The sequence below is a fragment of the Actinokineospora inagensis DSM 44258 genome (genome assembly GCF_000482865.1).
Classification (GTDB): domain Bacteria; phylum Actinomycetota; class Actinomycetes; order Mycobacteriales; family Pseudonocardiaceae; genus Actinokineospora; species Actinokineospora inagensis.
Map to the genome: position 1 here is coordinate 124559 of NZ_AXWW01000006.1, position 21667 is coordinate 146225.

General features: G+C 72.0%; 22 protein-coding genes and 1 tRNA gene. 11 read left to right on the plus strand and 12 right to left on the minus strand.

From position 1 onward, the window contains the following. Window positions 1-8 precede the first annotated feature (8 nt). Window positions 9-797, plus strand: a complete 789-nt coding sequence (locus H504_RS0101665) for a class I SAM-dependent methyltransferase (RefSeq protein ID WP_026421332.1) — start codon at window positions 9-11, stop codon at window positions 795-797. Here the strand turns inward: H504_RS0101665 and H504_RS32845 are convergent. Continuing rightward, on the minus strand, window positions 784-4266 hold the full coding sequence (locus tag H504_RS32845) for a BTAD domain-containing putative transcriptional regulator (protein ID WP_051385389.1): 3483 nt from the start codon (window positions 4264-4266) through the stop codon (window positions 784-786). The two genes, H504_RS0101665 and H504_RS32845, sit on opposite strands and share 14 nt — an antisense overlap. A 375-nt stretch (window positions 4267-4641) precedes the next feature. Between H504_RS32845 and H504_RS32850 the strand changes: the two genes are divergently transcribed. The 4 genes from H504_RS32850 (at window position 4642) to H504_RS32860 (ending at window position 9889) form a co-directional block, all read left to right on the plus strand. After that, a complete protein-coding gene (locus tag H504_RS32850) occupies window positions 4642-6858 on the plus strand; it encodes a phospholipase A2 (protein ID WP_157440151.1) in 2217 nt (738 codons plus the stop codon). 177 nt (window positions 6859-7035) lie between these two features. Next, window positions 7036-8898, plus strand: coding sequence for an LCP family protein (locus H504_RS32855; protein WP_245614030.1), 1863 nt, complete (start codon window positions 7036-7038; stop codon window positions 8896-8898). Window positions 8899-9024: 126 nt separating this feature from the next. Further along, window positions 9025-9483, plus strand: a complete 459-nt coding sequence (locus H504_RS0101685) for a helix-turn-helix domain-containing protein (protein ID WP_026421333.1) — start codon at window positions 9025-9027, stop codon at window positions 9481-9483. A 49-nt stretch (window positions 9484-9532) separates the two neighbouring features. After that, entirely contained in the window at window positions 9533-9889 is a 357-nt protein-coding gene (locus tag H504_RS32860; protein ID WP_035302986.1) for an effector-associated constant component EACC1, read from the plus strand. 566 nt (window positions 9890-10455) lie between these two features. On the opposite strand, the gene H504_RS0101700 is transcribed toward H504_RS32860, so the two are convergent. Continuing rightward, window positions 10456-10529: transfer RNA gene (locus H504_RS0101700), tRNA-Leu, on the minus strand. A 102-nt stretch (window positions 10530-10631) separates the two neighbouring features. Here H504_RS0101700 and H504_RS0101705 point away from each other — a divergent pair. Then, window positions 10632-10853, plus strand: coding sequence for a DUF3618 domain-containing protein (locus H504_RS0101705; RefSeq protein ID WP_026421334.1), 222 nt, complete (start codon window positions 10632-10634; stop codon window positions 10851-10853). On the opposite strand, the gene H504_RS0101710 is transcribed toward H504_RS0101705, so the two are convergent. Together H504_RS0101710 and H504_RS0101715 are read right to left on the minus strand one after the other, a co-directional pair. Further along, complete coding sequence (locus H504_RS0101710) at window positions 10850-11167, minus strand: lipocalin/fatty acid-binding family protein (protein ID WP_026421335.1); 318 nt, start codon at window positions 11165-11167, stop codon at window positions 10850-10852. The genes H504_RS0101705 and H504_RS0101710 overlap by 4 nt on opposite strands. A 122-nt stretch (window positions 11168-11289) precedes the next feature. Further along, entirely contained in the window at window positions 11290-11880 is a 591-nt protein-coding gene (locus tag H504_RS0101715) for a TetR/AcrR family transcriptional regulator (RefSeq protein ID WP_026421336.1), read from the minus strand. Between the two features lie 108 nt (window positions 11881-11988). Between H504_RS0101715 and H504_RS32865 the strand changes: the two genes are divergently transcribed. The 5 genes from H504_RS32865 to bcp all read left to right on the plus strand — a co-directional run bounded on the left by H504_RS32865 (window position 11989) and on the right by bcp (window position 15457). Continuing rightward, the gene (locus H504_RS32865) at window positions 11989-13503 is read left to right on the plus strand and encodes a flavin-containing monooxygenase (protein WP_051385392.1); all 1515 of its coding nucleotides are present in this window, start codon (window positions 11989-11991) and stop codon (window positions 13501-13503) included. Between the two features lie 11 nt (window positions 13504-13514). Beyond that, on the plus strand, window positions 13515-14003 hold the full coding sequence (gene smpB, locus H504_RS0101725; protein WP_026421337.1) for an SsrA-binding protein SmpB: 489 nt from the start codon (window positions 13515-13517) through the stop codon (window positions 14001-14003). A 12-nt stretch (window positions 14004-14015) separates the two neighbouring features. Next, on the plus strand, window positions 14016-14198 hold the full coding sequence (locus tag H504_RS32870) for a hypothetical protein (RefSeq protein WP_035302987.1): 183 nt from the start codon (window positions 14016-14018) through the stop codon (window positions 14196-14198). A 240-nt stretch (window positions 14199-14438) separates the two neighbouring features. Beyond that, window positions 14439-14951 (plus strand): hypothetical protein, encoded by a 513-nt coding sequence (locus H504_RS38300; protein WP_051385393.1) that lies wholly within the window; start codon window positions 14439-14441, stop codon window positions 14949-14951. Between the two features lie 32 nt (window positions 14952-14983). Next, window positions 14984-15457, plus strand: coding sequence for a thioredoxin-dependent thiol peroxidase (bcp, locus tag H504_RS0101740; protein ID WP_026421338.1), 474 nt, complete (start codon window positions 14984-14986; stop codon window positions 15455-15457). Between the two features lie 52 nt (window positions 15458-15509). Here bcp and rdgB read toward each other — a convergent pair whose 3' ends face one another. The 8 genes from rdgB to H504_RS0101780 form a co-directional block, all read right to left on the minus strand. Continuing rightward, window positions 15510-16118 carry an RdgB/HAM1 family non-canonical purine NTP pyrophosphatase gene (rdgB, locus tag H504_RS0101745; RefSeq protein WP_026421339.1) on the minus strand — a complete coding sequence of 203 codons (609 nt, stop codon included), beginning with the start codon at window positions 16116-16118 and terminating at the stop codon, window positions 15510-15512. Next, complete coding sequence (rph, locus tag H504_RS0101750; protein ID WP_026421340.1) at window positions 16115-16876, minus strand: ribonuclease PH; 762 nt, start codon at window positions 16874-16876, stop codon at window positions 16115-16117. The genes rdgB and rph overlap by 4 nt, the downstream gene beginning before the upstream one ends. Before the next feature lie 20 nt (window positions 16877-16896). Then, window positions 16897-17667: an MBL fold metallo-hydrolase gene (locus H504_RS0101755; protein ID WP_026421341.1), complete on the minus strand. Its 771-nt coding sequence runs from the start codon at window positions 17665-17667 to the stop codon at window positions 16897-16899. Between the two features lie 46 nt (window positions 17668-17713). Then, complete coding sequence (murI, locus tag H504_RS0101760) at window positions 17714-18514, minus strand: glutamate racemase (RefSeq protein WP_035303046.1); 801 nt, start codon at window positions 18512-18514, stop codon at window positions 17714-17716. Window positions 18515-18519: 5 nt separating this feature from the next. Further along, on the minus strand, window positions 18520-19134 hold the full coding sequence (locus H504_RS0101765; RefSeq protein WP_026421343.1) for a rhomboid family intramembrane serine protease: 615 nt from the start codon (window positions 19132-19134) through the stop codon (window positions 18520-18522). A gap of 53 nt (window positions 19135-19187) precedes the next feature. Next, on the minus strand, window positions 19188-19661 hold the full coding sequence (locus H504_RS0101770; protein ID WP_084467293.1) for an SRPBCC family protein: 474 nt from the start codon (window positions 19659-19661) through the stop codon (window positions 19188-19190). Window positions 19662-20381: 720 nt separating this feature from the next. Further along, window positions 20382-21332, minus strand: coding sequence for a PLP-dependent cysteine synthase family protein (locus H504_RS0101775; RefSeq protein ID WP_026421345.1), 951 nt, complete (start codon window positions 21330-21332; stop codon window positions 20382-20384). Next, window positions 21332-21610 (minus strand): MoaD/ThiS family protein, encoded by a 279-nt coding sequence (locus tag H504_RS0101780; protein WP_026421346.1) that lies wholly within the window; start codon window positions 21608-21610, stop codon window positions 21332-21334. Before H504_RS0101780 ends, H504_RS0101775 begins: the two co-directional genes overlap by 1 nt. Window positions 21611-21667: the final 57 nt, after the last annotated feature.

A 21667-nucleotide genomic window follows, 5' to 3' on the forward strand; every position in this document is an offset into this window, starting at 1 on the left:
GTGGTCCGGTGATCACCCCCGAGCACGACCGGCTCCGCCGCACCTTCGGCGAGGACCCCGAGCTCTACCACCGCCGCCGCCCCGGCTACCCCCGGGCGATGTACGCGGACTTGGCCGTCGGCAAGGGAACCCGGGTACTGGAGATCGGCTGCGGCACCGGTCAGGCCACGGTCGCGCTCGCCCGGTCGGGGTGCGTGGTCGTCGCCGTGGAGCTGAGCCCCGAGATGGCCGCGCACGCCACCCGGAACCTGGCCGAGTTCCCGGACACCCTCGTCGTCACCGCGCCGTTCGAGGACTGGCCGCTCCCGGACGGCCGGTTCGACCTGGTCTTCTCGGCGACCGCGTTCCACTGGGTCGACCCGGACATCCGGGTCGCGAAGTCCGCCGATGCCCTGCGCCCCGGCGGGCGGCTGGCCGTTGTGTCCACTTTCCACATCGCGGGCGGCAGCGACGCGTTCTTCGCCGAGGCGCAGACCTGTTACGAGCGTTGGGACCCGAGCACCCCACAGGGTCTACGCCTGTTGACGTCAGCCGGGATTCCCACCGACTCCACGGAAATCGACGTCTCCGGTCGCTTCGGCCCGGTCGCCTTCCACCGCTACGAGTGGGACCAGACCTACACAACAGACGAGTACACCGACCTGCTGCTCACCTACTCCAACCACCGCGCGCTCCCGGAAACCGCGCGGCACGGCCTGATCGACGACATCGCCGACCTCGCCGACACGCGCCACGGCGGGCGGGTCACCAAGCGGTACCTGACCCAGCTCGCGGTGGCGGAGGTCAGTCCGCGCTGAAGGCCGCCAGCAGCGCGCGGACGTGGGCGCCCTCGGGGACGCCGAGTCGCTCGAAGACCGGGAGGGCTGAGCTCCAGTCGTCGACCGCGCCGTCGGAGTCGCCGCGGAGTTGGCGCAGGAGGGCGCGGACGTGTCGGGCGCGGGCGGCGGCGAGGGTTTGGCCGGTGCGGGTGGAGATCTCCAGACCGTTCTCGATGTGGTGTTCCGCGCCGTCCGGGTCGCCGCTGTCGAGGTGCGCGTGGGCGAGTTCGGTGAGGGCGCGCGCCTCCAGCAGGCGCATCCCGGTGTCGCGCATGAGGGACAGCGCGTTGGTGCCGTGCTCGATGGCGGCGCGCGGGTCGCCGGTGCGGCGGTACAGCGCGCACAGTCCGGTGAGGACGGACGCCTCGCCGTAGCCGAACCGGATCTCCCTGGCCAGGCCGAGTGCGCGCGTGTAGTGGGTGGCCGCCGAGGACCACTCGCCGGTGCGCTGCTGGATGGTGGCGAGGATGTCGAGCCCGCTGACCTCGTGCCTGCGCTCACCGAGTTGCCGCCCGGCCGCCATGGCCGTGCGGACCTGGGCGGCCGAGGTGGCGTAGTCCCCCGCGTCGCAACCGGTCTCGGCGAGGCAGATGAGCATGCTGACCTCACCGTGCCGGTAGCCGTACCGGCGGCAGATCGCCATGCCCTCCCGGTACCGCTGGGCGGCCCGGGGCAGGTCCCCCATCGCCCACAGCGCGAGCCCGAGGCCCTGGCACGCGGCGGCCTGCACGTGCCGGTTGCCGATGCGGTTGCTCAGCTCCAGCGCCTCGGTGTGCCGTTCGATGGCCTCGTGCGGCTGGCCGAGCGACAGCGCGGTCCCGCCGAGGTAGTTGAGCGCGCCCGCCTCACCGAAGCGGTTCCCGATGACCCGGTTGAGGTCGAGCGCCTGCTCGTAGAACGCCGACGCCTGGGCCGGTTGTCCCAGTTGGGAATGCGCGCGGCCGAGGTTGTGCAGCGCGGCCGCCTCGACGATGCGGTTGCCGGTGGACTGGCTCAGCTCCAGCGCCCAGCGGTGGCTCTCGATCGCGGCCGGGTAGTCGCTGAGGTTGGTGTGGATCAGGCCGAGCAGGTCGTGCACCGAGGCCTCGGCGTCCAGGTTCCGCGCGCCCCGCGCCGCCGCCAGCGCCGCCTGGCCGACGGCGAGGCCGTCCGCGCCGTGGCCCCGGTTCCAGAAGTACGGCCGCAGCGCCTCGGCGAACCGCCACGCGTACCGGTGCAGCCCGAGCCCCGACGCCGCCGTCGCCGCCGCGACCAGGTTGGCCCGTTCCGCGTCGAGCCAGGCGATGGCCTTCTCCGCCGAGCCGGGCTCGGGCAGCGACCCGACCCGCCACAGGACCGCGCTGTGCGCCTCGATCTCGCGCAGGTAGTGGTCGAACAGCCCGACGACGGCGGCGACCCGGTCCGCGTCGGAGTCCTCGGTGTCGGCGCGGTCGAAGGCGTACTCGCGCAGCAGGTCGTGGAAGGTGTAGCGGCCGCGGGCGTGCTCGCGGATGAGGTTGCCGTGGTCGAGCACTCGCAGCAGCCGGGTGGCGTCGGCGAGCTGCTGACCGCTCAGCGCGGCGGCGCCCTCGGCGTCCAGGTCGGTGCCCGGGACGAGACCGATCAGCCGGAACAGCCTGCGCGCGGCCGGGACCAGCTTCTCGTAGGACAGGTCGAAGGCCGCGCGCACCGCGCCCGACTCGTCGCCCGCCACCGCCAGCCCGTTCATCCGGCCCCGCTCACGCAGCTCACGGTTGTAGTCGGCGATGCTGATCAGCGGCCGGATGGCCAGGTTCGCGCCCGCGATGCGCAGCGCCAGCGGCAGGTGCCCGCAGATCGCCGCCATCTCGGCCGCCGCGTCCGGCTCGCGCCGCATCCGACCGACGCCGACCAGGCGACCAAGCAGGTCGACCGCCTCCCGCGGGGCCAGCACGTCCAGCGGCACCTGGACCGCGCCGTCCTGCGCGGTGAGGCCGGTGAGCCGGTCGCGGCTGGTCACCAGCACGACGCAGCCGGTCGACCCGGGCAGCAGCGGCCGCACCTGCTCGGCGGTGGCGGCGTTGTCCAGCAGCACCAGCACCCGCTTGCCGGTCATCAGCGTCCGGTACAGGCCCGCCGCCTCGTCCGGGTCGATCGGCACCCGCTCCGGGGCGACGCCGAGCGCGTGCAGGAACCGGACCAGCACCTCCTGGGTGGTCAGCGGCACACCGGACGCGTAGCCGCGCAGGTTCACGCTGAGCTGGCCGTCCGGGAACCGGTCGCGCACCCGGTGCGCCCAGCGCAGCGCCAGCGCCGTCTTGCCGACACCAGCGGTGCCGGAGAGCACCGCGATCACCACCCCGGGGTTGCCGTCGACCTGGTCGAGCACCAGGTCCAGGTCGGCGAGCGGCTGCGCCCGGCCGACGAACCCCGGGGTCTCGGCGGGCAACTGGGCGGGCGGCCGCTGCGCGACCGGCTCGGGCGCGGTCGGAGGCGGCGGCCGGTCGCGCAGCACCCGCAGGTGCGCGTCCTGGATCTCGACGCCGGGCTCGACGCCCAGCTCCTCGTCCAGCCGGGCGCGGATGTCGGCGAACACGCGCAGCGCCTCGGCCTGCTCGCCGGTGCCCGCCAGGCCCAGCATCAGCCGGGCGTGCAGACCCTCGTGCAGCGGCTCCTCGTGCGCCAGCGCCCGGATGCCCGCCACCACCCTGGCGTGTCTGCCCAGCGACAGCGCGATGTCGGCGTGGCCGAGCGCCACCTCCCGGCGCCGCGCGGCCATCGCCACCGCCGCCGGGTGCTTGCGCAGCCGGGCGGGCAGGTCGGCCAGCACCGGGCCGCGCCAGCAGGCCAGCGCCTCGTCCAGCAGGTCGGCCGCCCGGTCCGGGTCGCTGCCGCGCACCGCGCGCGCCTCGCGAACCAGGTCCTCGAACCGCAGCGCGTCCACCTGCTCCGGTTTAACCGCCAACCGGTAGCCCGCCGGGGTCGCGGCGATCACGCCCGCGTTGCGCTTGCCCGCGGCCACCAGCGCCCGCCGGAGCCGCGACGCGTAGGTGTGGATGAGGCCGAGGCAGCTCTCCGGCGGGTCGTCGCCCCACAGCACGTCGACGATCTCGTCCCGGCCGACCGGCCGGTTCGGGTGCAGCGCCAGCAACGCCAGCAGCGACCGCTGCTTCAGCGCGCCGACCGGGACCTCCCGCTCGCCCTGCGCCACGGTGAACGTGCCGAGCACCCCCAGGTCCAAGTGCGTCGAGCGGGGTGGCCGGGTCGGGCCCGGGTCCGTGCCGTCGGTCAACACCGCCGGGTCGACCCCGAGCGCCTCGGCCAACCGGCGGACCGACCCGGCGCGCGGCATCCCGACCTCACCGCGCTCGATGTAGCGCAGCGCGCGCACACTGACCCCGGAGCGCTCGGCGAGCTGCTGCTGGGTGAGACCGACCCGGGTGCGGTGGGTGCGCAGCAACGCACCGAACACGCCGGGCGGGTCGGCCATTCTTCCCCCTCGTCAGGATCCGGTGCCCCGGATGCGGAAAAGTTGCCGCCGGTCGGGCAAAAGACTTGCCGGTTGCCCATCGTAGTGCATCAACTACCCCGATCCCCCCTGGTCGACGGCACTGTTGCCGGTCCGGTCGGGGTCAGTTCGCGGTACAGGCAGGATGCCAGGAGACCCCCGTAGCGTGTGGAGTCGGGGGACCGGGGGTCCGCGGGGGGACCACTCGTGGCGCGGCGTCCTGGGGGTGCGCCGTGCCACGGCCCGGTCCGGCCCCCTAGCGCCTTTCCGCCGCCCCGGTCCGCGGTCCGCCGGTAGCCTCCCACGGGTGGGAGAGCACACAAGCGGTACCGCGGCGACCGGCCGGTGACCCGGACCATGACGGCGACCACCATTCCCGCGCCCCGGATCAGCGACGACCGGGTCGACCCGGTCGACACAGCCCCGCGCGTACGGCTGCACCGGCGGGTCGGCTGGCTGCTGCTGGTGGTGCTGGTGGCGGGCGGGTTCGGCGTGGTCGCCTCGCGCGCACCGACCGAGCCGACGCACCCGCCGACCGGTGACGTCGCGAGGGCCGCCGCCGCGCTGGACGCCCTGGTGCACCCCGGTTCCGGCCGGGACCCGATCCCGCTGCTGCCCGCCGACTTCACCCGGATCAGCGGCGTCACCCCCGGTCACCTGGTCGACCCGGACGGGGTGCGCCGCGCCGTGCACACCGACGGCGGCTGCTCGACCCCGTGGGGCGACGACAACACCCGGTGGGACTTCTCGGTCGGCTGCAAGGCCCACGACCTGGGGTACGACCTGCTCCGGTACGCCTCGACCAAGGGCCAGCCGCTGGGCCCGGAAGTGCGGCGGGCACTGGACAACCGGCTGACCTACGACATGCACCACCAGTGCGAGCTGAACCCGCGCGGCTCGGCGGGCACCTGCCAACTGACCGCGTCGCTGTACGCGGCGGGGCTGGTGGCGAACTCGTGGCACCAGCGGTGGGGTCCGCCACGGCCGGAACCGATCGGCACCTGGGCGGTGGCGCTGCTGGCGGTGGCCGCGCTGCTCGCGGTCCGGGTACCCGCGTTCGCCCGTCGCCGCACCGGGGTCCCGCGCGGGGCGGTGCCCGTCGGCCCGCGCGCCTGCGACCGGGCGGCGTACCTGGGGCTGCTGCGGGTGGTGAGCCTGTCCGGGATCGTGCTCGTCGAGTCGGTGCTGGCGTTCGCCCCGCTGCTGGGGGTGCGGACCGCCGCGCTGTGGCCGCTCACCTGGCTGCTGCAACTGGTGCCGCTGTTCTTCTTCGCGGGCGGCGACTCGAACCTGCTGGCCTGGCGGGCCGCGCCGGCCGACGGCAGCGGCTACGGCGGGTACCTGGCGAGCCGGGTGTGCTGGCTGATCCGGCCGGTGCTGGCGTTCGTCACCGCCTGGCTGGTGGTGCCGCTGTCGCTCGACCTGCTCAACACCTCCGACGCCGCGGTCGACGCGTTCACCCGGCTGATCACCCAGCCGCTGTGGCTGCTCGGCCTGTACCTGCTGGTGGTCGGCGCGACACCGGGCCTGTACTGGCTGCACCGCAAGGCCCCGATCGGGACGCCGGTCGCGCTGGCCGCGGTGGTCACCGGTCTCGGTCTGTTCTGCACTGGCACCATTGCGGCCTACGCGGGCGGCATCGTGCTCGCCGCGCTGTTCGGGCACCTGTCCTTCCACTACGCGGACGGGAGTTTCGACCGCCTCCCCCGCCGCGCGCTGACCGCCGTCGCCGCCGGGGCGCTGACCTGCCTGCTGCTGTTGACGACGGTGGGCGGGCACACGAAGGACCTGGTCGCCGAACCCGCGGGCACCGCCAGCTTCGTCCCGTCCGCCCTGGCCGTCCTGCTGCTCGGACTGATCCAGGTGTGCCTGGTGGTGGGACCGCGGCCCGAGCGGGTCAACGCCATCGCGCACGGCGCCGCCGCCACCGCGGTCCGGCGGCTGCGCGGGGCGCCGATGACGGTCTACCTGGTCTACCTGTGCGCGATGCTGCTGCTGGCGGGCCTGATCGGCACGGTCACCAGCACCGGGCTGCCCGCCACCGTCATCGGCTGGCTGACCACGCCGCGCACCCTGGTCGCCCTGGTCCTGCTCGGGGTGCCGACGGCGCTGGCGTTCCTGCTGTTCGAGCGGCGCGGCACCCTCGGCCCCGGCCTGCTGCGGCCACACGAGCCGCACGACCGGCCGGGCGCCCGCTGGGACGCGCTCGCCGCCGCCCTGGGCACCGGCTACGGCGCGCTCGGCATCATCGGGTTCGCGCTCAGCGGCCTCACCGGCGCGCACCACGGCCCGGTGCTGCTCGGCGTCCCGGTCGACCCGATGGCCAGCATCGTGCACCTGCTGCTGGGCTGGTACCTGCTGCACGCGGTCCGGATCGGCTCGACGGCGACCCCGTGGCCGTGGTTGCTGACCGCGCTCGCCCTCGTGCCGCCGATGTCGTCGGCCACCGGTCCCGCCGTGCTCGTCTACGCGGCGAGCATGGCCGTCGCGGTGGCGGCGGCGGGACTGTGCGCGGTTTCCCGCTTCACCCGCAGGTCACGTCCGGCGGCCCCAGCGGCGACAGTGACCCGATAGGGGTTGGATCAAGCTCCGGGACGCGTGCCGTGACAAGGGTCGCGCGGCGGTGTGCCACGCTACGGGACAACCCCGGACCGGCCGCGCACGTCTTCCACTCCACAGGCGGCCGGGCGCGCGCGGGGTGGGTAGCACTCACACGGAGCCCGGCAGGGACGCCGACAGGGAGGAGCGGGCGTGGAGTACCGGCCACCGAGGCCAGGCGATCGCGCGGGAGCGGGCGGTCGACCGGCACCGCGCGAGACCCCCGGCGGCGCCCAGGTCCCCGGCAGGCGGATGCCGCCCGGCGAGCGGCGCCCGGACCAGCCACGCACGCAACGCCCCGTCGACGGCGCCGGTCGCGGCACCCCCCGCGGTGGCACCGGTCGCGACAGCGCGAGCCGCGGGTACCGGCCGGAGCGCACCCCGGCCCGGCGCCCGGAGCCGCGCACCGGTCGACCGGAGTCCGCCCGGTCGGGAACGGCTGGGGCCGCGGCTGATGTGCGTACGGCGACCAGGGTGGAGTCCGCACGGACCGGGTCGGCGCGCGGGAGCGAACAGCGACCGGCCGCGGGCACCGAGCGGATCAGGTCGCGCGAGCGGGAGCAGCGCCCGGTGCGGTCCGGGTTGATCGCCGGTCGGGTGCTCGTCGCGCTGCTCTCGGCCCTGGTGCTGGCGGCCACCGGCTACTACTGGCGGGTGACCGACGCGTTCTCGGAGAACCTGACCACGGCCAACGTCGTGGAGGACACCGGCGAGAAGCCCGCCGACGGCGCGGTGGACATCCTGATGGTCGGCATGGACAGCCGCACCGACGCGCAGGGCAACCCGCTGTCGAAGGAGCAGTTGGCGGCGCTGTCCGCGGGCAAGGACGACGGCGAGATCAACACCGACACGCTGATCGTGATCCGCATCCCGAACGACGGCGGCAAGGCCGTCGGCATCTCGATCCCGCGCGACTCCTACGTGGACATCCCGGGCTACGGCAAACACAAGATCAACTCGGCGTACGGCCGGGCCAAGCTCGCCTCGATGGCGCAACTGCGCAAGCAGGGCGTCAACGACTCGCGCGAGCTGGAGGTCAAGTCGAACGAGGCGGGCGCCAAGAGCCTGATCGCCACCATCAACAAGCTCACCGGCGCCACCATCGACCACTACGCCGAGGTCAACCTGCTCGGCTTCTACGACATCACCAACGCCATCGGCGGCATCGACGTCTGCATCAACAAGGCGACCAAAGACGGCTACTCGGGCGCCAACTTCCAGGCGGGCCCGCAGAACCTGTCCGGGGCGGCGGCGCTGGCGTTCGTCCGGCAGCGGCACGGCCTGCCCAACGGCGACATCGACCGGATCCGCCGCCAGCAGGTGTTCATGAGCGGCATGGCGAAGAAGGTCGTCTCCGGCGACGTGCTGGCGCCCGGTTCGCAGATGCTGGGCAAGCTGCAGGACGCGATCGCCAAGTCGGTGGTGCTCGACCGCAACTGGGACATCATGCGGTTCGCCCAGCAGATGCTGTCGGTGACCGGCGGCAACGTGGCGTTCCAGACCATCCCGTTCGGCTCGCTGGACCTGGACACGCCCAGCGACGGTTCGGCGGTCGAGGTCGACCCGAGCGCGGTCAAGCAGTTCGTCACCGGCCTGCTCGGCGGTGGCGGCGCCCCGGCACCGACCAGCGGCGCGACGACCCCGCCGGACACCCCGGCGACCAAGCCGACGGTGACGGTGCTCAACGGGTCCGGCCGCACCGGCCTGGCCGCCGAGGTCGCGAGCACCCTGTCCGACCACGGTTTCAAGACCGGCGAGACGGGCAACGCGACCACCCGCGCCAAGTCGGTGATCCGCAACGCCAAGGGCGAGGACGCCAACGGCCAGGCCGTCGCCGACGCCCTCGGCGGCAAGATCACCGCGGAGCCGGACGCGAACCTGGCCAAGGGCAAGGTGACCGTGCTCATCGGCAAGGACTACACGACCACCTCGGGCGGCACCCGGCTCGCCGGTCCGCCGATGATCGCGCTGGACGCCCGGCAGCAGCAGCCATCGGGTCCGGAATGCGTGAACTGAGCGTTTGACGTTCATCCGATCGGAGCAACTTCGCCGGAACCCGCGTAAGCCCCGCGGCCCAGCTCGCTTCCTGTGGTGGAGGCGCCGGATCCGTGGCCGGTCGCCGTTCGACGAAGGGGCTGGACGTTGCGCATCGATGGGGCGACCTACCAGCGGGTGCTCGGTGACGAGATCCGCAGGCTGCGCAAGCAGCGGGGCTGGACCCGCAAGGAGCTCAACGGGCGGCTGCAGAGCGACATCTCGCTGCAGACCCTGGCCACCTACGAGCTCGGCACCCGCCAGTGCTCAGTGGTCCGCTTCGTCGAGATCTGCGTCGCCCTCGACACGCTGCCGCACGACCTGATCGCCCGCGTGCACGACCGCGTCTTCGCCGACACCCCCCTCGGCCGCGTCCGCGTCGACCTCCGCGCCGCCGCCGAGGACACCCGCCCCCAGTTGCTCCCCCTGCGCCGCTGGGCCGCCGAACTCCGCACCGACCACGACGAGGTCCACCTGGACCTGACCGCCCTCGACCGCCTGGCCGAACTGTGCGGCATGGACACCGCCGAGCTGATCGCCCACATCCGCGAACTGAACCACCGGTAGCCCCCTCATCCCTACACTCGGGCTCCCCACCTCGAAAGGCCCCCCACCGGTGAGCGACCCCACCCTGACCGCAGCCATCAGCGGCGACGACGACGAACTCCGCACCCTCGCCCGCTGGCTCCGCGACGAGGACGACTTACGCGGCCACGTCCACCTCGTCAACCACCCAATCCACCCCGGCCACATGGGCGGCGCCCTCGACGCGGTAGCAGTAGCCCTCAGCAGCGGCGGCACCCTCACCGTCCTGGTGAAGTCGCTGTTCACCTACCTCAGCACCCGCCGAAAAGAGGTCGTCCTCAAGCTCCGCCTCAAAGACGCCCAAGGCCGCGAGTTCGAAGCCGAGGCCACCTCCACCACCACCGCCACCACCCTCCTCACCCAAGCCGAAAAATTCTTCGCGGACTAACCCCCACCCCCACCCCTTCATCGGCAAGGCCCCCCCGGCCCCCGGCCTGCACCGACGAAGCTCCACACTCGCACCGCGCGCCTCGAAAGCCGCCGATACCAACCGCCCGCTGGGGTGAAGTTGTTGTGTTTGGGGGGACGGCAACCGCAAAGCTGACAGGCGGGTAAGGCCACGCTTTCCAGTGGCCCCGCCTTTTAACCTTACCCCGCGGTGGCCGTAGGGGCCCCAAACACAACAACTTCACCCCAGCGGGCACAGCCCGCAAAATCTGGCGCCCCAGGCCGGCGTCGCCGAAGGCGACCAGGCCGAACCCCGAGGCGAAGCCGAGGCTCAGAGACCTCTCACACCAAGATCAACCGAGAACAAAGCCCCTGAATACACAGCCTAAACGGACCCGCCGACAAGATCCGCCCACCAACCGAGAACCATGATCAACCCGAACTTGAGCCCCTGAATACACAGCCTAACCAGCACCACCGACAAAACCCCCACACCAAGATCACCGCACACAAGCACGCGCAGGACCCACCCGCCAGGTTGCCCCACGCAACCAGTCGGTGAACGAGTAGGGCCGGAGAGACTCGAACTCTCACTGGCACGGACCTAAACCGTGTGCCTCTGCCAATTGGGCTACGGCCCCGGGGTAGCGTGCACAGCCTAACGGCGTGGCCCGTGCGCGGGTCGGGTGGTGGGTGATCTACCGTGGGCGGCGCCGATCGGTGGGCGTGGCGAGGAGGACGAGTTGGCGCGGGACCCCGACACCATTCAGCGGGAGATCGAGCAGGCGCGGGACGCGTTGGCGACCACCCTGGACCAGTTGAGCGTGAAGGCGAGCCCGAAGCGTCTCGTCGACTCGGCCAAGTCGAGCGCCAAGTCCACCTTGGACGACCCCCGGGTGAAGTACGCGCTGATCGGCGTCGGCGTGTTGGTCGGTTTGCTGGTGGTGCGCCGGATCTTCCGTTAGGCCAGTGCCGACGGCCGGACCGGTTCGCTCGCGGCCTGGGCCGGGATTGTGTGCGCCGGGGCCGCCGGGTCGTCGCCGAGGCCGAGTCGGGCGGTCAGGTAGGCGGCGGTGAAGTTGACCGCGTCGCCGTCGAGGGTGTGTACGACCGTGCGCTTGCGGTCGCCCGCGAGCATGTCTTCGACCAGTTGGTCCGCGCGTTCGCGGGCGGCGACCAGGTCGCGCGCGGTGGCGGTGCGGGTGGTGTCGCCGACCTTGACCTCGACGGTCCAGTCGTCGCCGCGCGCGGTGTAGTTGGCGTGGATCGGTGCGTACATGGTCCGCCCCCTCCTGCTCGGTGCCCGTGGGGTGAGGCGTGCGTCCCCACACCGCTGAGCTTGCGCCCGCGCCCTGGTTTTCGCTCGTCGGGACCGGCGGTCGGGGGCACCCGTGCGGGCGATTACCGGCGGGTCATGGCCGAAAGGCCGGTCCAGATGACCCGCATCAGGTGATCCGCCGCCTGTTCGGGGGACACCGCGTCATCACCGTCGCGACCGACGTACCACAGCGACAGCCGCTCGCAGGCGCCGACGACGACCTGGGCGGCGGCCTCCAGCTCGACCCGGGGGGCGTCCGGCAGGAACGCGGCGAACAGCGCGATGTCGATCTCGACCTGTTCCTGGCGGACGGCTTCGACCTCGGCCGCGGCGGCCGGTCCGGCGACGGCGGCCTCGTTGCGCAGGACCAGCGACCAGGCCCGGCGGTGCGCGTCGGTGAACCGGAAGAACGCGACCAGGCCGCGGCGCAGCGCGTCCTCGGGGTCGGTGGCGCCGACGACGGCCGCGGCGGTGGCCGCGGCGAGCTGGCCGCGCGCCTGCCGGATGCAGGCGACGAGCAGGCCCTCCTTGGAGCCGAAGTACTCGTAGAGCATCGGTTTGGAGACCCCGCAGCGCTCGGCGATCTCGTCCATGGCGGCGGCCTGGTAGCCGCGTTCGGCGAAGATCTCCTCGGCGACGGCCAGCATCTGGCGTTCGCGTTCGGCGCGCGGCATCCGCCGCTTACGCTCGTCCAGCCGTCCGGTCACCGGGCCGACTCTACCGGAAGTAACCTACTTCGAGTAAGGTGAACCGCGAGTAACACCTGATCGAGGAGGTCGGCGATGGGCATCGTGCACACCGGCGTGGTGGTGGTCGGCACCGGGTTCGCAGGCATGGGCATGGCCATCCAGTTGCGCCGCGCGGGCCGCGACGACTTCGTCCTGCTGGAGAAGGCGGACGACTTCGGCGGCACCTGGCGGGACAACACCTACCCGGGCTGCGCCTGCGACATCCAGTCGCACATGTACTCGTTCTCCTTCGAGCAGAAGCCCGACTGGACCCGCGCCTACGCGCCGCAGCCGGAGATCTGGCAGTACCTGCGCGACGTCGCCGCCAAGTGGGACCTGGCCCGCAACACCCGCTTCGGCGCCGAGGTCATCGGCGCGCGCTGGGACTCCGCCGAGAACCGCTGGTACGTGTCGACCAACAGCGGCGACACGTACGTCACCCGGTTCCTCGTCGCCGGGCTCGGAGCGCTGCACATCCCGTCGATCCCCGAGCTGCCCGGGATCGAGAGGTTCGCGGGCAAGACCTTCCACTCGGCGCGGTGGGACCACGACTACGACCTCACCGGCAAGCGCGTCGCGGTGATCGGCACCGGGGCGAGCGCGGTCCAGTTCGTGCCGCGGATCGCCCCGGACGTCGCCGAGTTGACGCTGTTCCAGCGGACGGCGCCCTGGGTGATGCCGAAACCCGACCACGTGATGCCGGAGTGGTCGCAGAACCTGTTCGCCAAGGTCCCGGGGGCGCAGCGGGCGTACCGGCACCTGCTGTACTGGGTCAACGAGGTCCGCGCGGTCGGGTTCAACGGGCACCAGCGGATCCTGAAGTACGCGTCGAAGCTGGCCGCCGCCAACATCCGCCGCTCGGTCAAGGACCCCGACCTGGCCGCGAAGCTGACCCCGGACTACGTCATGGGCTGCAAGCGGGTGCTGATCTCCAACGACTACTACCCGACGTTCAACCGGCCCAACGTGCACCTGGACACCGCCGGGATCGCCGAGGTTCGCGAGCACAGCGTCGTCGGCGAGGACGGCCGCGAGCACCAGGTCGACGCGATCATCTACGGCACCGGGTTCCACGTCACCGACTCCTACGACTACCTGAAGATCACCGGCCGGGACGGGGTCGACCTGGCCGGGCTGTGGCGGGACAACGGCATCAACACCCACCTCGGGATCACCGTGTCCGGCTTCCCGAACCTGTTCTTCCTGCTCGGCCCGAACACCGGCCTCGGCCACAACTCGGTCGTCTTCATGATCGAGTCGCAGGTCCGGTACGTCGCCGACGCGATCCGGCTGGCCGAGCGGGAAGGCGCCGACGCGCTGGACGTGCGGCGCTCGGCGCAGGACGCGTTCAACGCCGAGGTCCAGCGCAAACTCGCCGACGGCGTGTGGACCAAGGGCGGCTGCACGAGCTGGTACCTGGACTCCCAGGGCGTCAACCGCACCATCTGGCCGGGCTTCACCTGGCGCTACTGGATGCGCACCCGCTCGGTGGACCCCGCCGACTTCGAGCTGATCAGCCGCACCCGACCGGCGGAAAAGGGCTCCGGTCTGGTGCCCGCCATCGGCTAGCGTCTTCGGCCATGGCCACCGACCCGAACAGCGCGACCATCGCCACCAACCGCAAGGCCCGGCACGACTACGCGGTGCTGGACACGGTGGAGGCCGGGGTCGTGCTGGTCGGTACCGAGGTCAAGAGCCTGCGCGACGGCAAGGTCTCCCTCGTCGACTCGTTCGCCACCGTCGACGACGGCGAGATCTGGCTGCGCGGCCTGCACATCGGCGAGTACGCCATGGGCACCTGGACCAACCACGCCCCGCGCCGGGTCCGCAAGCTCCTGCTGCACCGCCGCGAGATCGACAAGCTGGCGCTGAAGGTGCACGAGTCGGGCCTGTCGCTGGTGCCGCTGTCGATGTACTTCAGCTCCGGGAAGGTGAAGGTCGAACTGGGCCTGGTCCGCGGCAAGAAGACCTGGGACAAGCGCCAGTCGCTGGCCGCCCGCGACGCCAACCGAGAGATCGAACGGGCCTTCTCCCGCCAGGCCAAGGGGCGCCGCGCGCACCGCGCGTGACACCATCGACCTGTGCGCGCCCCCCGCCTGTTCACCGCCCTGCTGGGTCTGGTCGACAAGTTCGAGGAACGCGGCGTGCACGTCCCCGGCGCCGACGACGGCCGCGTGTCCCCCTGGCGCGACTTCGGCTGGCTCATCGCCTTCTGGCTCGTCGCCATCGGCGTCTTCATCCTCTTCTTCGCCCTCGCCGCTTGATCGGTCCGCCGGTCGGTGAACGGGTGACCGGATGAGCCCGCGCCACGGGACGCAGTGGCGGCCGTCACTGTGGGTGTACCGGTGATCACGGCTCGGCCACAGTGCGGAACCAGGTGCGACTCAACGGCCTATCCGGCTCGTCGTACCAGCCGGTTGGCGGCCATGGTGGAGTCGTACACCCACCCACCACCCACACACCCGCCGCCCACCCCAGTCCCCCGGCCAGGAAGAGGCACGCCCGTGAAGACCGTCGGTTTGGCGGCCGCAGCCTGCGCGCTCCTGGCGGTGGTCACCGGGTGCGGCTCCGGTCCCTCGGCCACGGCCACCCCGGCGGCGGGCGGCGACCTGGCGCGCGCCAACACCTCGCTGCGCGGCGGTGAGGCCCGGCCGCTCGGCAAGGGGCTCACCCTCACCGCGTCCGCGCCGAAGCCGTTCGTGCCGACGTCGGGGGCGTTCCCGGTGGTGTCGCGGGCGGTCGGGTTCGAGATGACGGTGCAGAACGACGGCACCGCCCCGTACGCCCCCACGCTGCTGTCGCTGACCGCCAGCACCGACGACGGCGGCACCAAGCAGGTGATCGACTCCGCGCAGGGCTACACGGGCGTCATCAGCGACGACAGCGTGCAGCCGGGCCGCACCGTGCACTTCCAGGTGGCGTTCGCGGTGCCGACGGCGAAGACGGAACTGGTCATCACCGCCCAGCCCGACCCGGCGGGCACCGAGGCCGTCATCGTGTTCGACGGCCAGGTGTAGGCGGGGCGGTCCGGGCCGCTAGCGTCGTCACCATGACTGAGCAGACGAAGCTCTCGCCGGGCGACGTGGCCCCGGCTTTCACCCTGCCGGACAGCGAGGGCACCGAGGTGTCGCTGGCCGACTTCCGCGGCAAGTCGGTCGTCGTGTACTTCTACCCGGCCGCGTCCACCCCCGGCTGCACCAAGCAGGCCTGCGACTTCCGCGACAACCTGGCGGAGCTCAACGACGCCGGTTTCGCCGTGCTCGGGATTTCCCCGGACAAGCCCGCGAAACTCGCGAAGTTCGTCGCCGAGGAGGGTCTGACGTTCCCGCTGCTGTCGGACCCGGACCGCGCGGTGCTGACCGCGTACGGCGCGTACGGCGAGAAGCAGATGTACGGCAAGACGGTCACCGGCGTGATCCGCTCGACCTTCATCGTGGACGCCGAAGGCAAGATCGCCACCGCGCTGTACAACGTGCGCGCGACCGGGCACGTGGCGAAACTGCGGAAAGACCTGAAGATCTGACGGCACACGGCCACCTGGAGAGTTGACCCGGGGTGGGTCGACTTTCCAGGTCTCAGCCCATCGAGCTCAACGCCACCAGGCGCGGGAGCAGCAAGCGCAACGCCTGCCCGCGGTGCGAGATCGCGTCCTTCTCCTCCGCCGTCAGCTCCGCCGACGTCCGGTCCTGCCCGTCCGGCACGAAGATCGGGTCATACCCGAACCCGTTCGTGCCCCGAGGCGCGCGGATCACCGTCCCCCGCCAGTCCGCGCGCAGGATCGTCTCCGTCCCGTCCGGTAGCACCAACGCGATCGCGCACACGAACCCGCCGCCTCGGCGTTCGTCCGGTGTGTCCCCGAGCTGCGCGAGCACCAACTCCAGGTTCGCCTGGTCGTTCCCGTGCCCACCCGACCAGCGCGCGGAGAGCACACCGGGCATGCCGTTGAGCGCGTCGATCACGATCCCGGAGTCGTCCGCGATCGTGGGCAGTCCGACCGCCGTCACCGCGTCCCGAGCCTTCGCGACGGCGTTCTCCTCGAACGTCGCACCGGTCTCCGGGGCCTCGGGGAACGCGGGGACGTCGTCGAGGCCGACGATCTCGATGCCGGACACGCTCTCCGCTTCCAGGATGCGGCGCAGCTCCGCGAGCTTCTTCGCGTTCCGGCTGGCCAGCAGGACCTTCACCGCGCGCCCTTCGGTTCCGGGAGGGTGCCGGGGTAGGGCAGCGCGAGCGCCTCGGCCTGGATCCGGTTGAGCTCGGCGCAGCCCGCGAGGGCGAGGTCGAGCATGGCGTCGAGGGTGGAGCGGGCGAAGGTGGCGCCCTCGCCGGTGCCCTGGACCTCGATAAGGGTCCCGGCGTCGGTCGCGACGACGTTCATGTCGACCTCGGCGCGGGCGTCTTCCTCGTACGGCAGGTCCAGCCGGACCCGGCCGCCGACAACACCGACACTGACGGCGGACACCGCGCACGACAGGGGCTGCGGATCGGCGAGCTTGCCGCCCGCGCCCAGGTACGTGATCGCGTCGGCCAGTGCGACGTAGGCGCCGGTGATGGCCGCGGTGCGGGTGCCGCCGTCGGCCTGGATGACGTCGCAGTCGAGGTGGATCGTGTTCTCGCCCAGCGCGGACAGGTCGATGCAGGCGCGCAGCGACCGGCCGATGAGCCTGCTGATCTCGTGTGTGCGCCCGCCGACGCGGCCCTTCACCGACTCGCGGTCGCCACGGGTGTTGGTCGCCGAGGGCAGCATCGCGTACTCGGCGGTGACCCAGCCGAGCCCGGAGCCCTTGCGCCAGCGCGGCACGCCCTCGCTGACACTGGCGGCGCACAGCACCCTGGTGCGCCCGAAGGTGACCAGGACCGACCCGGCGGGCCAGTCCTGGTAGCCGCGGGTGATCGTGATGTCCCGGAGCTGGTCGTCGTTCCTGCCGTCGCTTCTCACCACGCGGTCAGCCTAGATGGCGGCTAGATCTCGTAGGCCGCGCCCTGCCGAACGAGGGCGACCTCGCCGTCGAACGCCGCCGCTGCCTCGGCCAGGACGGCCGCCCGGTCCGTCCACGGCGGAACGTGGGTGACCAGCAGCCTGCCCGCCGCCGCGGTCGCCGCGAGCTCGCCCGCTTCCCTGCCGGACAGGTGCAGGTCGGCCGACGTGTGCGCGCCGTGCGTCCAGGACGCCTCGGCGAGCAGCACGTCGGCCCCGCCCGCGAGCGCGGTGACGGCGGCGCAGGTGCCGGTGTCACCGGTGTAGACCAACGAGCGGCCGCCGTGGTCGATCCGGAAGCTGTACGCGTCGCACGGGTGCGCGGCGGTCGTCGCGGTTACCTCGAACGGTCCGATGTGGAAGGTCGTGACCGCGAGTGGACGGAAGTCGAACACATCGGACAGATCCGTGACAGCCAGCTCGTCCGCGTCGGTCGCGTACGCGGCGGCGAACCGGGTCGGCGCCGCTTTCGGCGCGTGCACGGGTAACCGGTGCGCGCGCGGGTCGCGGGTCGGGTTGGGGTGGTAGCGGCGCAACACCGCCAGCGACGCGAAATCCGCGCAGTGGTCGGCGTGCAGGTGCGAGAACAGCAACGCGTCCAGGGTGAACGGATCGCGCACCGCCTGCAGCGCGGCGAGGGTGCCGCTGCCGAGCTCCACGCCAAGCAGGAACCCCTCCGCTTCGAGCAGGTACCCGGACGAGGCGGCGTTGGGTCCGGGCACGCTCCCGGAACACCCGAGGACAGTCAGCAGCACGTCGGACAGCCTGTCACAGCGGGAACCCCGGCACGACGGCTGTGGATCACCATCGAGCCAATGGAGCAAAGCCCGCCACACCGGGGCCGAGGAACCGGCGGGCCAGCCGGTCGAACGGTTCCGCCCGCCCGGTGGCGCCGAACTCGTGCACCGGGTCGCCGTCGGACTCGGTGAGCAGACCGGTCTCGGTGAGCACCCGGAAGACGTCCTTCGCGCATTCCTCCGCACTGGACACCAGCGTCACGTCCGGGCCGAGCACGACCTGCAGAACACCGGTGAGCAGCGGGTAGTGCGTGCAGCCGAGCACCACAGTGTCCACAGCGGCCTGTTGCAGCGGCTCCAGGTAGGTCTGCGCGAGACCGAGGATCTGCCTGCCGGAGGTGACACCGCGCTCGACGAAGTCGACGAACCGCGGGCACGCCGCGCCGGTCACCCGGATGCCCGGCGCGGCGGCGAAAGCGTCGTCGTACGCGCGGGAGCGGATGGTGCCCGCGGTGCCGATCACGCCCACCTGTCCCGTTTTTGTCACCGCCGCCGCCCGTCGGACCGCGGGCACGACGACCTCGACGACGGGGATGTCATAGCGCTCCCGCGCGTCGCGCAGGCAGGCTGCGGACGCGGTGTTGCACGCCAGCACGAGCATCTTCACGCCACTGCCGACGAGCTCGTCGGTCAGCTTCAGGGTGATCTCCCGAACGTCGGCGATCGCGCGCGGCCCGTACGGGTTGTTGGCGGTGTCGCCGATGTAGCGGAGCCGCTCGTGCGGCAACTGGTCGATGATGGAGCGGGCCACGGTGAGGCCGCCGACACCCGAGTCGAAGATGCCGATCGGCGCGTCCGGGTCCAGGCCGGTCACGCCGGGGTCGCCTTGGCCGTGGACCGGTTGCCCAGCGACACGAACCAGGCGGCCAGCACACCGCCGAGCGCGCCGAACAGGTGGCCCTGCCAGGAGATGCGGGGGTCGCCGGGCAGCACGCCGAACAGCATCGTGCCCCAGTACAGCAGCAGGACCACGGCCAGCCCGAGCTGCACGGCGCTGCGGGTGAACAGGCCGCGGACCAGCAGGAACAGCAGCCAGCCGAAGCACAGCCCGGAGGCGCCGACGGTGAGCGACCCGCTGTCCGCGGTCAGCCACACGCCGAACCCGCTGACCAGCCAGATCGTCGCCGTCACCGCGACCCACTGGCCGAGGCCGTTGGCCATCGCCAGGAACGCCAGCACCACGAACGGCAGCGTGTTCGCGAACAGGTGCTGCCACCCGTTGTGCAGCAGCGGCGCCCACAGGATGCCCATCAGCCCGGTGGCGTCCCTCGGCACGATGCCGAACTGGTCCAGCCCGCCCCGCACGACCCGGTCGACCAACTCGACCAGGTACAACACGACGGCGAACCCGCCGACGACGATCGCCGCCTGCGCCGGGTTCGGCGGCAACACCCGCGCGGACGGCCTGCTGGGCACTGTGTTCACACCAGTGAGGGTACGTGCCGGTTCGTGCCCCGGGATCCGGTTGAACCCCGAACTCACCCCGAGACGACCGCCCGCGCCAACCGCGCCAGCGACTCCGCCATCCGCCGCTTCACCTCCCGCGTCGCCGCGGCCCGCATCAGCAAACCCTTGACCGGGCTCGCCGGCCGCTGGACCGTGCGCAAAGTGACCGTGGTCCGCTCCCCGTCGGCCACGAGTTCGATCCGGAACACCGTCGACACCGCGAACGTCGGCGCGGGCTGCCCGTCCAACCGCTCGTCGGTGTGCTTCCACGCGATCACCGCGGGCGGCTCGAACTCGACCACCTCCTGGTCGATCTCCGACCGCCGGTTCCCCCACCGCCCGTGCTGCCTGCGCAACTGCCCCTTGCCCTCCCCCGCGATCACATCGGTCCGCTCCGCGAACGAAAACCAGTCCGCCGCGCGATCGGGATCCGACACAACCGCCCACACCTGCCCAATGGCGGCAGGCACCTGAGCACTCCGAACGACCTCCACGACATCGGGCATACGGGCAATCTAGTAGCCCACCCCCTGATTGCCGCCGCCGCGCTGTCCACAGTGCCCCGCGCCATCCACAGGCTCCCAGCACCACCCCTTGACAACCCGCGATCCGCGCTACGGTCAGGAATGGGCCCCGGCGCCCCGGGTGGGCGGGCCCCTGCCTGGACCACGACGGCAACTCCGTCAAGCAGCAGGCCACACTCGATCGGCGGATACGGACCCCACCCGCATCACACGGACCCGCCCCGCATCACACGGACCTCGCCCTCGTCCACAAGACATCAAGCCATCCACAGGACAACCCGGCCCCCTCTTGACAACCCGCGATCCGCGCTACCGTCAGGAATGGGCCCCGGCGCCCCGGGTGGGCGGGCCCCTGCCTGGACCACGACGGCAACTCCGTCAAGCAGCAAGCCGCACTCGATCGGCGGACATTGACCCGCCCCTCATCGCATGAGCCCCGCCCTCATCACACAGACCCCAACCACATCCACAAGGCATCGAGCCATCCACACGACAACCCGGCTCCCCCTTGACAACCCGCGATCCGCGCTACGGTCAGGAATGGGCCCCGGCGCCCCGGGTGGGAGGGGTCTGGGTGGGCCGAAGCGGGCGCCGTTGTGGGCGAAGGCGGGGGAATTCGTCAAGCGTGTGGGCGAGAGCGTGGGGGCGGAGTCGAGCGGGTTGTCCCGCAATCGGTGGGTGATGGCGGGACAACCCGGGGGGTCAGGCCCAGAGGTGTCCGTCGAGGCGTTCGGCGGCCTCGTCGAGGGTTCCGCTGTAGGCGCCGGTCGACAGGTACTTCCAGCCCGCGTCGGCGACGATGAAGACGACGTCGGCGGGGTCGCCCGCGCCCGCGGCTTTCTCGGCGACGGCGAGGGCGGCGTGCAGGATGGCTCCGGTGGAGATGCCCGCGAAGATGCCTTCGGTCTCCAGGAGTTGACGGGTGCGGCGGAGGGCGTCGTATGAGCCGACCGAGTAGCGGCCGGTCAGCACGGACGGGTCGTAGAGTTCCGGGACGAAGCCCTCGTCGAGGTTGCGCAGGCCGTAGACCAGTTCCCCGTAGCGGGGTTCGGCGGCGACGACCTGGACGTCCGGTTTGTGTTCGCGCAGGTACCGGCCGACGCCGACCAGGGTGCCGGTGGTGCCGAGGCCCGCGACGAAGTGCGTGATCGACGGGAGGTCGCGGAGGATCTCGGGGGCGGTGCCGGTGTAGTGCGCGGCGGCGTTGTCCGGGTTGCCGTACTGGTAGAGCATGATCCAGTCCGGGTGTTGCTCGGCGAGTTCCTTGGCCCGGCGGACGGCCTCGTTGGAGCCGCCCGCGGCGGGCGAGTAGACGATCCGGGCGCCGTAGGCCTGCAGCAGTTGCTTGCGTTCCTCGGACGTGTTCTCCGGCATGACGCACACCAGGCCGTAGCCCTTGAGCTTGGCGGCCATGGCGAGCGCGATGCCGGTGTTGCCCGAGGTGGGCTCCAGGATGGTGCTGCCGGGTAACAGCCTGCCGTCCCGCTCGGCGGCCTCGATCATGGCCAGCGCGGGACGGTCCTTGATCGAGCCGGTCGGGTTGCGGTCCTCGAGTTTCGCCCACAGCCGCACCGTCGGGGACGGTGACAGCCGGGGCAGGCCGACGAGGGGGGTGTCGCCGAGCGCGTGCAGCAGCGACTCGTAGCGAGCCACTAGAGCGCGCCACCGGCGACGGCGGGGAGGATGGTGACGTTGTCGCCGTCGGCGACCTTGGCTTCCAGGCCGCCCGCGAAGCGCACGTCCTCGTCGTTGACGTAGATGTTGACGAAGCGGTGCAGCGCGCCGTCCTTGACCAGGCGGGCCTTGAGGCCGCCGTGGTTGGCGTCGAGGTCGTCGATGACCTCGGCCAGGGTGGCGCCCGCGGCCGGGACGGACTTCTCGCCGCCGGTGTGGGTGCGCAGGATGGTCGGGATCGAGACGGTGACGGCCATGGTTCAACCTCCGGGTGGTGCCTGGGTCATGGGAGAAGGACGCGGGGGCGTGCCGCC